The 13,855-nt window shown below is 59.6% G+C and carries 11 protein-coding genes and 2 tRNA genes; 8 read left to right on the top strand and 5 right to left on the bottom strand.

Annotated features, from left to right (window positions below; translation table 11 throughout):
• Window positions 1–33: 33 nt before the first annotated feature.
• Entirely contained in the window at window positions 34–1,128 is a 1,095-nt protein-coding gene (locus QHC67_RS01560; protein WP_319290214.1) for a branched-chain amino acid aminotransferase, read from the top strand.
• 61 nt (window positions 1,129–1,189) lie between these two features.
• A tRNA-Gln gene (locus tag QHC67_RS01565) sits at window positions 1,190–1,264 on the top strand.
• Window positions 1,265–1,433: 169 nt separating this feature from the next.
• Here the strand turns inward: QHC67_RS01565 and QHC67_RS01570 are convergent.
• Window positions 1,434–1,509 (bottom strand) — tRNA-Lys (locus QHC67_RS01570).
• Between the two features lie 41 nt (window positions 1,510–1,550).
• Window positions 1,551–2,075 (bottom strand): 2-amino-4-hydroxy-6-hydroxymethyldihydropteridine diphosphokinase, encoded by a 525-nt coding sequence (gene folK, locus QHC67_RS01575; protein WP_319290215.1) that lies wholly within the window; start codon window positions 2,073–2,075, stop codon window positions 1,551–1,553.
• A 195-nt stretch (window positions 2,076–2,270) separates the two neighbouring features.
• On the opposite strand from folK, the gene secA reads away from it, so the two are divergent.
• Entirely contained in the window at window positions 2,271–5,006 is a 2,736-nt protein-coding gene (secA, locus tag QHC67_RS01580; RefSeq protein WP_319290216.1) for a preprotein translocase subunit SecA, read from the top strand.
• Window positions 5,007–5,012: 6 nt separating this feature from the next.
• Complete coding sequence (locus tag QHC67_RS01585) at window positions 5,013–5,765, top strand: sulfite exporter TauE/SafE family protein (RefSeq protein ID WP_319290217.1); 753 nt, start codon at window positions 5,013–5,015, stop codon at window positions 5,763–5,765.
• 15 nt (window positions 5,766–5,780) lie between these two features.
• Here QHC67_RS01585 and moaB read toward each other — a convergent pair whose 3' ends face one another.
• Genes moaB through QHC67_RS01600 form a run of 3 tightly spaced genes read right to left on the bottom strand, consistent with a single transcriptional unit; the run spans window position 5,781 to window position 8,816 of the window.
• A complete protein-coding gene (gene moaB, locus QHC67_RS01590; protein ID WP_319290219.1) occupies window positions 5,781–6,308 on the bottom strand; it encodes a molybdenum cofactor biosynthesis protein B in 528 nt (175 codons plus the stop codon).
• Entirely contained in the window at window positions 6,298–8,064 is a 1,767-nt protein-coding gene (locus tag QHC67_RS01595; protein ID WP_319290221.1) for a lytic transglycosylase domain-containing protein, read from the bottom strand. Before QHC67_RS01595 ends, moaB begins: the two co-directional genes overlap by 11 nt.
• The gene (locus QHC67_RS01600) at window positions 8,061–8,816 is read right to left on the bottom strand and encodes a uracil-DNA glycosylase family protein (protein ID WP_319290223.1); all 756 of its coding nucleotides are present in this window, start codon (window positions 8,814–8,816) and stop codon (window positions 8,061–8,063) included. The genes QHC67_RS01595 and QHC67_RS01600 overlap by 4 nt, the downstream gene beginning before the upstream one ends.
• 169 nt (window positions 8,817–8,985) lie before the next feature.
• On the opposite strand from QHC67_RS01600, the gene QHC67_RS01605 reads away from it, so the two are divergent.
• From QHC67_RS01605 to QHC67_RS01620, 4 genes are read left to right on the top strand one after another with little or no spacing between them, the layout of a single operon-like run.
• The gene (locus QHC67_RS01605) at window positions 8,986–10,638 is read left to right on the top strand and encodes an electron transfer flavoprotein-ubiquinone oxidoreductase (protein WP_319290225.1); all 1,653 of its coding nucleotides are present in this window, start codon (window positions 8,986–8,988) and stop codon (window positions 10,636–10,638) included.
• Between the two features lie 13 nt (window positions 10,639–10,651).
• Window positions 10,652–12,277: a hypothetical protein gene (locus QHC67_RS01610; protein ID WP_319290227.1), complete on the top strand. Its 1,626-nt coding sequence runs from the start codon at window positions 10,652–10,654 to the stop codon at window positions 12,275–12,277.
• Complete coding sequence (locus QHC67_RS01615; protein WP_319290229.1) at window positions 12,274–13,119, top strand: 4-(cytidine 5'-diphospho)-2-C-methyl-D-erythritol kinase; 846 nt, start codon at window positions 12,274–12,276, stop codon at window positions 13,117–13,119. Before QHC67_RS01610 ends, QHC67_RS01615 begins: the two co-directional genes overlap by 4 nt.
• On the top strand, window positions 13,116–13,829 hold the full coding sequence (locus QHC67_RS01620) for an N-formylglutamate amidohydrolase (protein WP_319290231.1): 714 nt from the start codon (window positions 13,116–13,118) through the stop codon (window positions 13,827–13,829). The genes QHC67_RS01615 and QHC67_RS01620 overlap by 4 nt, the downstream gene beginning before the upstream one ends.
• The last annotated feature ends 26 nt before the right edge of the window (window positions 13,830–13,855 follow it).

Raw genomic sequence — 13,855 nt, forward strand, 5'->3', positions numbered from 1 at the left:
GGCTCAAGAAGCTTATCGAAGGCTGCTAAACTGATGATAGATTCCAGGCTGGAATTCAATGTTATTCCCAACGCGACCCCGGCTACGGCCGATGTGCGCGAAGCCATGCTCGTTGACCCGGGCTTTGGACGTGTTTTCACTGACCATATGGTGACGATACGATATGCGATCGACAAAGGATGGCATGACGCGACCGTTGGTGCCCGTGCGCCCATTCCGATGGACCCGGCCACCTCCGTTTTGCATTATGCCCAGGAAATCTTCGAGGGTATGAAGGCATACCGCCTGAACGACGGCACTACGGCGTTGTTCAGGCCCGATGCCAATGCCCGGAGATTTCGTGAGTCGGCGAAACGCATGGCGATGCCGGAATTGCCGGAAGATGTTTTCCTGGAATCCGTCCGCCAGTTGGTCAGCATCGATCAGGCGTGGATTCCAGGCGGCGACTTGGGCTCGCTTTACCTGCGTCCTTTCATGTTCGCCAGCGAGGTGTTCCTTGGCGTGCGTCCTGCACATGAATATCTATATGTCGTGATCGCATCGTCGGTCGGTGCATATTTCAAGGGTGGAAGCAAAGCAGTTTCCATATGGGTTTCTCAGGATTACAGCCGTGCTGCCTCCGGTGGGACAGGTGCGGCCAAATGCGGCGGCAATTATGCGGCCAGCCTGGTCGCGCAGGCGCAGGCGAATGAGCAGGGGTGCGATCAGGTCGCCTTTCTCGACGCTGCTGAGAGACGGTGGATCGAGGAACTCGGCGGCATGAACCTGTTCTTCGTTTTCAGCGATGGTACGATGGCTACGCCTCCGCTGACTGGCACTATCCTGCCAGGCATAACCCGCGATTCTGTATTAACTATGGCGCATGATCTGGGGCTTTCGGTTCGTGAAGAGCCTTATAGTTTTGCCGATTGGCGCGCAGATGCCGCGAGTGGGCGTCTGACCGAAACATTCGCGTGTGGCACGGCAGCTGTAGTCACTGCCGTCGGCACGGTGAAATCAGTGGAAGGCGATTTTGTCATCGGCGATGGCAAGCCTGGACCGACGACGGAGCGCATACTGCAAGCGCTGACATCTATTCAGAGGGGGACTGCTCCCGATCCTCACGGGTGGGTGAACCGTCTGATCTGATGATCGGGAGGGACTTGCTTTCGGCGGTTCGCGGCCTATAGGTCCGCCAAGGCCAACGCACTGGGGCGTCGCCAAGCGGTAAGGCAGCGGCTTTTGATGCCGCCATGCGCAGGTTCGAATCCTGCCGCCCCAGCCAGTCTGATGTTATTTGCGTAGTATGCGAGCATCATACGGCCTCAATGGGCGAAGGGTCGCGGTGGAGCATTCCGCAGAGCCTGTCTGCTCAAATTGATCCATTTGTTGGAATGGCTGTCGGAGCACATAGGTCCGCCTTGCTTCGAAGCGTTGTACTTCAATGGTGAAAATGGTGAGCCCTGCTGGGTTCGAACCAGCGACCTACTGATTAAAAGTCAGTTGCTCTACCGACTGAGCTAAGGGCCCACGGGCGCGGCGTTAATGCCGGGCCGTGCGGTAGCGGTGCCCTAGAGGGGGTTCGCCCCATGGTCAACCGGCTTCCTGCGTCGAAGGCGGATGGCGAGGTGTTTGATCGTCAGCCTCTGCACCGGATCCCGCCAGTCCGGTGCGATGGCAGACAGCGGAGCGAGGACGAAGTTACGCTGGCGGAAAGCTATGTGAGGGATGGAGAGACCTGCATTCGACCATATACCTCCGGACCACAAGATGATGTCGAGATCCAATGTACGTGCGCTCCATCGGCGGTAGCGGCGGCGGCCAAAGCGGTTTTCGATCTCCTGCAAATGCGCCAGCAGGCAAGGGGGCGACATTGCTGTCTCTATTAACGCGGCAGCATTGGCATAACGACGGCGAGAAGGGCCCAGCGGCGCTGTCTGCATTATTCCGGATCGTGCCAGCAGGGACAGCGGCGGGTTGTCCAGTGCCTCAATAGCGGCGTCCACCAGAGCCGAAGGCCCAAGCCCTCGTGCGAGAGGCTGGTTTGAACCGATGCCTATTGCGTAAATGGATAGGCCGGGGATCGCATCTGTCATTCTGGTGCGCTACTGCACTGTCACAGCTTTGCAAGTGCCACACGCGCGGATGGAATATTTCGCTTCGGGCTCCGACGTTGTTCAGTTCGTCGTTCGCACCACTCCAATTGACTAACATCGGGCCGCACCCTACATCGCGGCGCATATAGGCTAAGGTCCGACGGGCCCTGTCCGCCCCGGAATATAGGAAATTGCATGTTCGGCGCACTCGCCAAAACGATCTTCGGATCATCAAACGAACGCTATGTTAAGTCGATGCAAAAGACGGTCGACCAGATCGCGGCGTTCGAACCACAGATTTCCGCACTTTCCGATGAAGACCTTGCCGCACAGACTGTCCGCTTTCGCGAGCGGCTGGCGGCTGGCGAGACTCTGGACGATCTGCTGCCCGAAGCGTTTGCCACGGTACGCGAAGCATCTCAGCGGACGCTGGGCCAACGTCATTATGACGTCCAGATGGTCGGCGGTATCGTTCTGCATCGCGGCGAGATCGCGGAAATGCGGACGGGCGAGGGCAAGACGCTGGTGGCGACGACCGCCACCTATCTGAACGCTCTTGAAGGCAAGGGCGTGCATGTCGTCACCGTCAACGACTATCTGGTGCGGCGCGATTGCGACTGGATGGGGCAGGTCTATCGCTTCCTGGGACTGACGACTGGCGTTATCGTGCCCAATATGCGCGAGGATGAGCGGCGCGATGCTTATGCTGCCGATATCACCTATGCGACGAACAACGAACTCGGCTTCGATTACCTGCGTGATAACATGAAGTACGATCGTGCGTCGATGGTGCAGCGACCCTTCAACTACGCGATCATCGATGAAGTGGATTCGATCCTGATCGACGAGGCGCGGACGCCGCTTATCATCTCCGGGCCGACCGACGACAAGTCCGACCTATATCGTTCCGTCGATCTTATCGTGAAGCAGCTATCCGACGTGGATTACGAGAAGGACGAGAAGCAGCGCAATATCACGCTGACCGAGGACGGCACCGAGAAGATCGAGCGCCTGCTTGAGCAAGCGGGGCTGATTGAAGGCACGAACCTCTATGATTTCGAGAATACGCAGGTTGTTCATCATGTGAACCAGGCCCTGCGCGCTGTTATGATGTTCCGCCGCGACATCGACTATATCGTGAAGGACGGGAAGGTCATCATCATCGATGAGTTCACCGGCCGCATGATGGACGGGCGCCGCTGGTCCGATGGTCTGCACCAGGCCGTCGAAGCCAAGGAAGGCGTTGAAATCGAGCCGGAAAACCAGACGCTCGCATCGATCACCTTCCAGAACTATTTCCGCATGTATCCGAAGCTTTCCGGCATGACGGGCACAGCCGCGACCGAAGCGACCGAGTTCTTCGAAATTTACAAGATGAACGTCGTCACGATCCCGACCAATGTGCCGGTGCAACGGATCGACGAGGAAGACGAATTCTACAAGAACACGCAGGACAAGTTCCGCGCCATTGCAAAGGCGATCGGCGAGAAGGCCAAGATCGGCCAGCCGGTTCTCGTTGGCACCGTATCCATTGAAAAGTCCGAAATGCTGTCCGACTTCCTGAAGGAAGAAGGCGTCGCACACGCGGTGTTGAATGCGCGCTTCCATGAACAGGAAGCCTATATCGTGGCACAGGCAGGCCGGAAGGGCGCTGTGACGATCGCGACGAACATGGCCGGGCGCGGCACCGACATCAAGCTGGGCGGCAATGCCGAGTTCCGCATCGAGCAGGAACTGGCCGAGACGCCGGAAGGACCCGAGCGCGACGCAGCCATTGCCAAGATCGAAGCTGAAATTGAGGCTGAGAAAGCCGAAGTGCTGGCTGCTGGCGGACTGTTCGTCCTCGGCACGGAGCGGCATGAGAGCCGTCGCATCGACAACCAGCTTCGTGGCCGTTCGGGGCGTCAGGGCGATCCGGGCCTGTCGCGCTTTTACCTCAGCCTTGAGGATGATCTGCTGCGCATCTTCGGTCCGGACACGTTGTTCGCGCGCATGATGAATAACAATATGGCGGATGGCGAGGCCATCGGCTCGAAATGGCTGAGCAAGGCCATCGAGACTGCGCAGAAAAAGGTCGAGGCGCGCAACTACGATATCCGCAAGCAGGTCGTAGAATATGATGACGTGATGAACGACCAGCGCAAGGTCATCTATGAACAGCGCTCCGACATCATGGATGCCGACACGGTGGACGACGTCGTGATCGATATGCGCCACGAAACCGTGAACGATATCATCGCGGATGCCTGCCCGCCGGGCGCCTATCCCGAGCAGTGGGATGTCGAGAGCCTGAAAACTCGCAGCGCTGAAATCCTGGGTATCGAGCCGGATATCGATAGCTGGCTGAACGAGGATGCCGTAGATCCCGAATTGATCGAGCAGCGTTTGACCGAACTTGCCGATGCGCAGGTCGCGGAGAAGACAGCCGAGTTGGATATCGAAAGCTGGCACGGCGTTGAGAAAAGCATCCTGCTGCAGAGCCTCGACCATCACTGGAAAGAGCATCTCTCGACGCTCGATGCGTTGCGGCAGGTGGTGCATTTGCGCGCCTATGCGCAGAAGACGCCGATCAATGAATATAAGCAGGAAGCTTTCGCGCTGTTCGAGCGGATGCTGTCGAACATCCGCGAAGATGTGACGCAGACGATCGCGCGCGTTCAGTTCCGCCTGGAAAGCGATCCGCTGCCGCAGTTCGATCTGCCGGTCCTGCCCGACTTCATCACCACGCACATCGATCCGTTCACGGGAGAAGATGACAGCGCGGATCGCGATGGTGGCCCTGCCGGATTTCTGACGACGACTTTGCCGCGCCCGTCCATCAGCGGGGCCATTGGCAATGATCCCTTCGAAGGTCAGAACATCAGCCGTAACGCGACTTGCCCTTGCGGATCGGGGTTGAAGTACAAGCATTGTCATGGCCAACTGGCCTGATATTCGTTGACGCCGCTCGCTTTACTGTTCGGCATTACCGCTGCGCTTTATGCGTCGGTGGGGTTCGGCGGAGGTTCGACGTATAATGCTCTATTGGCACTGTGGGGTGTGGATTACCGCATCCTCCCTGCCATAGCGCTGATTTGCAACATCATCGTCGTCACCGGTGGGTCGATCCGCTTTACGCGAGCGGCGCTGGTTCCATGGACCAGGCTTTGGCCGATCCTGCTGCTGTCTGCGCCGCTGGCCTGGGCGGGTGGGCGTATGCCGATATCCGAAATGTTGTTCACGGGTTTGCTGGGACTGTCGCTGCTGGCAGCGGGCATATTGCTGCTGTTCCAGCCGGAGCGGCAGGAGGATCTGCCAGATACACAAAGCCGTGTTCTGACGCCGCTGTTGGGGGCGGGCGTCGGTTTCTTGTCGGGATTGGTGGGAATCGGCGGCGGTATCTTCCTGGCGCCGATCATGCATCTGATCGGATGGGCACGGGCCAAGCGCATCGCCGCTTCCGCCAGCGTATTCATCCTCGTCAACTCCATCGCGGGACTTATCGGGCAGTTGATGAAAGTGGACGATCCAGTGCTGGAAGCGAAGTTTCTTTCCTACTGGCCGTTGGGGGTGGCGGTACTGATCGGTGGGCAACTGGGTAGCCATGTCGGCATTCGCCTGCTGCCTGCATCTCTGGTGCGGCGTACGACGGCTGTGCTCATCCTGTATGTGGCAATCCGGATGCTGGGCAAATGGGCAGGCTGGTTCTAGCTCGGCTTCGAAAGCTTACCGCTCCTTCAGCAGGGGCATCAATTCCACGAAATTACAGGGCCGGAATCGGTTGTCCAGTTGCGTGACCAATATGCCATCCCAAGCGTCCTTGACTGCGCCGGTAGAGCCGGGAAGCGCAAAGATATACGTGCCCCGCGCTACGCAGGCAGTTGCACGGGACTGGATCGTGGATGTGCCGATCTTCTGATAGCTCAGCCAGCGGAATAACTCCCCGAAACCGGGGATTTCTTTGTCCTGAACTTGTGCGAGCGCTTCGGGCGTGACGTCCCTCCCCGTGACGCCTGTGCCGCCCGTGGTGATGATGCAATCGATCTCCGGATCGCTAATCCACGCCTGGAGGCGGGCCACTATCGCATCCTTGTCATCGCGTTCGATGGTGCGGACAACTATAATATGGCCCGCGGCCTCTATGCGGCCCACCAAGGCGTCGCCGGACGCATCGTTTTCCCGTCCGCGTGTGTCGGAGACTGTCAGTACAGCGATCCTAACGGGCCGGAAACCAACGCTCTCGTCAATTGGCACTAGCGACCTTCCCGCCCGCACTTAGTCGCACAAGCGTAGTGCCCTTGGTGCCAGGAAAACGAGGCCAAAGGCCCTGAGCCATGCCCGTCAGGCAATCTGCAGTACCCTTCGCTTGCAGTTGATAGACCCAATAATTCCGCATCACGATGTTCACATAGGCACGCGTTTCATAATAAGGCAGCGACTCCATGAAGAGCAACGGATCGCCGCCGTCTTTCACCTGATAATTCCAGCGCTCGACCGGCGTCGGTCCCGCGTTGTACGCCGCCATCACCTTGGGCAGCAGACCGCCCGTGGCGGGCATATCCCGCAGCCGCTCCAGATATCGCTGGCCATATTCCATGTTGATCGACGGCGTGTGCAACTGTGCTGTGCTGACAATTGCACCGGCGACATCGCCTGCGGTGCCGGCGCGTACCTGCATCAAGCCGTAGGCGCCCGCGCTGCTCACGGCATCAGCCCGAAAACCTGATTCCTGGAGAGTGTGCGCAAAGACAAGCGATGGATCTACGCGCCAGCCGCCATCGGGTTTCCAGTCTGGAGCGGGGAAGCGTGCGAATGTCGCCGGCTGATATCCCGCGGGACCATTATGTGCGAGCCAGAGTTGAGTCGCAGGCAAGCTCAGTGTCCCGGCCACTTTCAGAAGATCATCATACTGGGCACTTCCACCAAGCCGTGCCTGATAACGCAGAGCCTCGTCGGCCTTGCCGGGGCGGCCAATGGCAGAAAAAAGCATGGCTGCCTTTACATTGGGAACGTCCTTGAGGATGGAAGGAACGTCACCGGGCACCCGCGCCGTCATGGCCACCGGAATCGTTGCGTTCAGGCCCAGGGATTCGCGCGCGAGCATCCCGTAGAATGTCTCTTGCGCCTTTGCTGCGACTTTCAGCAGTCCGGCGACCTTCGCTGGTTCGCCGCAATTCATGTAAGATCGGGCAGCCCAGTAAGCTCCGGCAGCGCGCATATCGACATTGCGTGCCAAACCAGCGACGTTGGAAAATGCCTGAGCAGCGGCGCGGCAGTCGGACTGCCGCCATGCAGCCAATCCGATCGTCCAGTGCGCCTGCACAGCCCAATCACCCCCGACATTATCGGTGAGCGCGACAGCCGCGAGGCGGCGTGCGTTAGTGTCGTCATTGCCGATATAGTAGGACCAGGCGATCCGTTGCCGCCATTCCGTGCGTCCCTCGGGCGTAAGCGTTGCCTCGACCGCAGTCATCTCGAATTCGGCACCAGTGGGATTGTCCGCCTTGATGAGCGGGATGACCTTGGTCCCCAAAGCCTGTGCCGCGAGGTCGGTCTTGACCGTCGCGACATATTCCCGGCGGGGTGACGCACCCAGCCACACGAGCTTTTGCACCTGGGGCAAAGCAGGCAAAATCTGCGCACCGCGGCGCTCTGCCAATCGGCTCAGCTGGTCGGCCTGTGGTAGCCATGGGGCTTTATTGATCAAGTCCAGCAGTTCGAACAGTTCGACCCTGGGAGAGTTTTTGGCGAGGTAGAGTTCGGCCAGCGCAAAGGGGCGCAGTGCGTCCCCCTCTTCCAAAGTCGCGATCTGCGCCTTGGCGTCGGCCCACCGCTGTTCATCGAGCGCTGCAAATATATATTGGTAACGAGCATTACCCGTGGGGGTCGGCGCCATTGCAAGCGCCGCAAGAGGGTCAACCGGCAGTGTGACATCAGGTGCCGCGTAGGCTGGCATCGATGCAGCGACAGCACCAGCCAGAAACAAGGAAGCAAAAGATGCGCGGATCATGCAGGCTGGGCCTCAATCAAAAGTTGCAATTGACGCCAGCACGCCATCTTCGCCGCCGGCTGCTTCAACAGCACCCGAGGATGCATCGTAGCTATGGTTTCCAAAGTGCCCCCCTCATGGTTAACAAGCCGTAAACCACTGACATTCTTCGCGTCAACTGTCGGGATCAAGGCACGGCTGACCTTGTCGCCCAGCAGCAGCAGCTTTCTGGGCCCTACCAGCGAAATATGGTGCCGCATTCTCTTCGCCAGCTGTGCAAGGTCGGCATCATTGACGATCCCGCCGGCCGGGCGGGTCAAGGCCAGGGAAGACATATAAACCTCGGCACGCGCAAGCCCGATGGCGTTCAACATGGCATCGAATAGTCGGCCCGCTGATTCGCCAAGCAATGAACCGGTTCCGACGTCTTCCAGATCGGGCATGTCGCATACGACCATCAAGAAAGGAGCGGTCGGTCCCGTAGGCAGCACGCGCTTGGATTGACCCGATAGTTGGGGCCAGGCAAGTTCAGGAAGGCTATCGTCTTGGGCGAGCCAATCCTGGAACGCCTCCAAAGATTCGGGCCAAACATGTTCGGCCGCAGCAGGGGAAGGCAGCGCGGTTGCGTCCACAGGAGGTGATGAAGGCGCCGAGCGAGGCTGGAGCCAATTTACAGGCTCCTCCGACACGGCACCGACGACCCCTGCCGTTTCCCACCAGTCGATCAGAGAATCGACTGACGATGTTGCGTTAAATTCCCCCACGAAATCCATGATGTCATGTAGGCACAGAGGTTGACGAGCGGGTCAAGAATAGTCATCGCCCAATCTGTCAAAACGTTTTCGAAAAGCGGCGGCCGGATGGTCCGTTGAGGCTGACTGATGCCGCTCTATTCGGACTACGGCCGTAAAGGTTAACGTGGTCATCAGCAGGAGTTGAAGGATGAGTGACCGGGAATCGATGCCTTACGACATCGTCATCGTGGGGGGAGGCCCCGCAGGGCTAAGCGCAGCCATTCGGCTGAAGCAGTTGGCGAACGATGCGGGCAATGAGCTGGCAGTTTGCGTACTGGAGAAGGGTTCCGAGATCGGGGCTCATATTCTCTCGGGCGCGGTCATCGATCCCAAGGCGTTGGACGAGTTGCTGCCTGACTGGCGCACGTCCGGCTGCTCCCTCGCGGATGTGCCGGTGACGGACAACCGTCATTGGGTGCTGACCGAAAAGGGCCAGTATGCGATGCCGCATCTGGCGCTGCCGCCCTTCATGAGCAATGAAGGCACCTATACCGGATCGTTGGGCAATTTGTGCCGCTGGCTTGCGGAACAGGCCGAAGGTTTGGGCGTGGAAATCTTCCCCGGCTTTGCCGCAGCAGAAATCCTCTACAATGATGACGGCTCGGTTAAGGGCGTCGCTACGGGTGACATGGGCATATCGCGCGAAGGCGAGCGCAAGGGGGACTGGCAGCCTGGCTTGGAGTTGCACGCGAAGTACACGTTCTTTGCAGAAGGCGCGCGTGGACATCTCACGAAGATCCTGAAGCGGCAGTTTGCTCTGGATGCCGACTGCAGCCCGCAGACTTATGGTCTCGGCATGAAGGAATTGTGGGATATCGACCCGGCCAAGCATCAGCCGGGGCTGGTCATTCACACGCAAGGTTGGCCCCTGTCAGACGCCTACGGCGGCGGTTTTCTCTATCATCAGGCCAATGGTCAGGTGGCATTGGGCTTCGTGGTCGGTCTTGGATACCGCAACCCGCACCTGTACCCGTTCGAGGAGTTCCAGCGCTGGAAGCAGCATCCTTCGATACGTGAGTATCTGGAGGGCGGCCGCCGCGTTTCCTACGGCGCGCGTGTCATCAACGAGGGCGGCTGGCAGTCGGTGCCGAAGCTGGAGTTTCCGGGCGGCGCATTGATCGGCTGCTCTGCCGGGTTCGTGAACGTCCCCAGGATCAAGGGCACGCACACTGCCATGAAGTCCGGCATGCTGGCAGCCGAAGCGGCGTTTGCGGCTATTCAGGCGGATCGTTCGGGCGATGAATTGACGAGCTATGGAGAGACCCTCCGTTCGAGCTGGATCGCGACGGAACTGAAGACGGTTCGCAACGCGGAGCCTCTTTTGGCAAAGTACGGCAACAGCATCGGAACCGTACTCGCAGGGATCGACATGTGGATGCGTCAGCTCAAGATCGGGCTGCCGTTCACGATGAAGCACAAGCAGGACAACGAAAAGCTGTGGCGCAAGGAGCATTGCCCCCCGATCTCCTATCCCAAGCCCGATGGCGTGATCAGTTTCGACCGTCTCTCTTCCGTGTTTCTATCGAACACGAATCATGAGGAAGATCAGCCTGTTCACCTGCAGTTGAAGGACCCCTCGATCCCGATCAGCTACAATCTGCCGCTATATGACGAACCGGCGCAACGCTATTGTCCGGCGGGAGTTTACGAGATCGTCGGGGAAGAAGAGGGCAATCCTCGCTTCCAGATCAACGCGCAGAATTGCGTTCATTGCAAGACGTGCGACATCAAGGACCCGACCCAGAACATCAACTGGGTAGTGCCCGAAGGTGGCGGAGGACCGAACTATCCGAACATGTAGGCGCCTGATATTTTTGGCTGCTACTGCGGCTGCAGTGCTGCCGACGGGGGCTGCTGCGGTCGTTGATGCTCCGGCGCTCGACGCTTATGTGCGTGCACGATTGGCAGACGGCGACAGGTCGCTTCCGGTGGCGGTCAGTGGTTATGCTCAGGCTCTGTCGGCGGACCCGGACAATGCCGTTCTGGCGCTACGATCCTATCGGCAGGCAATTGCTGCCGGAGATATGCCGCTGGCCTTGAAGGCTGCGCGCGTGATGGATCAGGCGGGGGTTTTGCCACGTGACGGCGCACTGCTGTTTGCGGTGGATGCGCTCGACCGGAAAGACTGGGCAGAAGCGCGGCGTATGGCAGACCGAATGAAAGCGGAGGAGAGCTTCGCCTTCCTTGCCCCTTTGCTTTCAAGCTGGGTATCACTTGCCGAGGGGCCGTATCTGGCACCCGCTGCCGACGTCAAAAGCCAGTTCGGCCTGCTTACCGGCCGCTATATAGATGAGCACGTGGCGTTGCAGGCACTGGCGCGTGAGGATCTGGCCGGAGCGAAGCCTGCCATCATGCGCGCGCTCTCCGTCCGGACGTCTACGCTTGCGGGATTGCGGATCGCTATAGCTGGTAGGCTTGCCGCGCTGGGCGAACGCGATGATGCGCTCGCCTTGCTGAATCTCGATGACCCCGTGCTAAACTCAGCAAAAGCGGAGCTCTTACGTAAACGCCGCATCAAGAGTCCCGCTCTCACGCCAAAACAGGGCTTCGGACGCGTGCTCGCGCAGCTGGCCATCGATGTCGGCGATGGCGACAGTCGTCCGCTGGCATTGACGCTGGCCCGATTTGCGAGCTTCGCCGACCCCGCCAGTTCCGAAATGCGTGTTGCCATTGCCAGGCAACTCGCACTGGCCGGCTACTCCAAGGCTGCGGTGATCGAAGCCGCTAAAGTCGATCGTACTTCCCCGTGGGCATCGTCGGCTGATGATGTCCAGATCGTGGCACTGGCGCAATCCGGGCAGAGCGATGCGGCATTGGCGATGGCGCGTGAAGCGGTGGAACAGCCTGATGCGTCGGCTGCCCAACATCTGCGATTTGCGAACCTCCTTTCGGAGGCCAAGCAGTTTGGGCCTGCGGTAGAGAGCTACAGGGCGGCACAGACCAGGTTGCCGCAAGGCTCTGTGCCCTGGTCACTCTATCTGTTGGAAGGCAGCGCGCTGGAGCGGAGCGGCCGCTGGGGCGAAGCCGAAGTTGCCTTGAATAAGGCCGCTGCCCTCGCTCCAGAAGAACCGGTTGTTCTCAACTATCTTGGATATGCTCAGATCGAACGGCGGCAGAACGTCGCCGATGCTCTTGCGCTGCTTCGAAAGGCGCAGGCGTTGCGGCCCGAAGATGCTTCGATAGCTGATTCGCTTGGATGGGCGCACTTCGTGGCTGGTGACCCGCGCAATGCGGTGCCCATGCTGGAGAAGGCTGCCGCTGGCGCCCCAGCGGACGTCACCATCAACGAACATCTCGGCGACGCCTTGTGGGCCGTTGGTCGACGGTACGAAGCGCGCTATGCTTGGACGGCGGCGCGGGCTTTTGCGGAAGGCGATGCAGCGATACGCATCGGCAGCAAGGTAAGCGGCGGCTTCAGACCGGAGTTTGCAGCGCCTTGACCGAAGAGATTACCGACGCCGAAATCGCCCATGCCAAGATCAATCTCGCGCTGCATGTTCGGTTGCGACGGCGCGATGGCTATCACGATATCGAAAGCCTGTTTGCGTTCGCGGAGGATGGCGATCGGCTTGTCGCTACTTCGCGGGCTGATGGAGCGGTGAATCTGACGATCGACGGACCGTTCGGCGACGGATTGGACACTGGCCCGCATAATCTCGTTCTCCGGGCAGCGATGGCGCTGAAGGAGCAGAGTGAAAGCCGAGCGGGAGCGGATATCCGTCTCACGAAGAACTTGCCGGTAGCCTCCGGGATCGGGGGTGGATCTGCCGATGCCGCCGCGACTTTGCGGCTGTTGGGCCGTCTATGGCATAGCGAGGCTGACCTTGTGAGCATCGCCGCGAGACTTGGATCGGATGTACCCGCCTGCCTGATGAGCAGGACGCTTGTGGGAACGGGTCGGGGGGAAGCCTTGGACCTGCGGGACATACCTCAGCTGCCAGGCGCTCCCTTGCTTCTTGTGAACCCCGGCGTTGGTCTTTCCACCGCAGCCGTGTTCGGCGGATGGGATGGGGTGGATCGAGGCGCGCTGGATGCCAGCGATCTTTCGACAATTTCGCGACTTGGCCGCAACGATCTTTATCCCTCTGCCGCTGAGTTTGTTCCTGTGATCAAAGAGGTGTTGAAACGCCTTTCGGAGCAGCCGGGAGTTCAGCTGGCGCGCATGTCGGGGTCGGGAGCGACCTGCTTCGCCCTCTTCGACAGCATTTCGACGCGGGATTGCGCGGCAGCCGCGATGTCAGCAGATTGGTGGGTGCTACCTACCCGGATCAGGACTTCATGAGCGAGGCTTTTATTTTCATTCCTCCACGGGGCAGCGATGTCCTGATCATCGCTGATCACGCCTCCGCCCATGTTCCCGCCGACATCGAACTGGGTATCGATCCGGCGCTTCTGCGCCAGCATATCGCCATCGACATCGGCGTTGCGGAAGTTGCGCAGCTGCTCTGCGAACGCACGGACTGCGGAGCAATGTTGGCAGGTGTTTCGCGGCTGGTGATCGATCTGAACCGGGAAGAGGACGCGGCGGGGCTGATCCCTGTGATAAGTGATGGCCACGACATCCACGGCAATGTCGATGTGGACCGTCAACGCCGCCTGAGCCGCTTCTATTATCCCTATCATGCAGCCGTTCAGGCTGCACTTGATGTGCTATCGACGCCCTTCATCCTCTCTCTGCACAGCTTTACGCCATCGCTCTCGTCTCGTGACGAGGGGCGGCCGTGGCACGTCGGCGTCCTTTACAACCAGGACGATCGCGCCGCTCGCATTGCCATTCCGATGCTGGAAGCAGCAGGATTGAACGTTGGGGATCAACTTCCCTATTCGGGCGCCATTCTGAACGCTACCATGAACCGTCATGCCGAAGCGCGAGGCATCCCGTACCTTGGCGTGGAGATGCGGCAGGATCTGGTGAGCAGCTCGGAAGGCCAGTCCCGTTTTGCCGCTGTTCTCGAGCCTGTAATAGAGGCATGCCGCAACGCCCTTGCGTGAGCGCCTGCTTTTTGGAAAGAGACATG

It is taken from the genome of Sphingobium sp., from assembly GCF_033795625.1.
GTDB lineage: Bacteria > Pseudomonadota > Alphaproteobacteria > Sphingomonadales > Sphingomonadaceae > Sphingobium.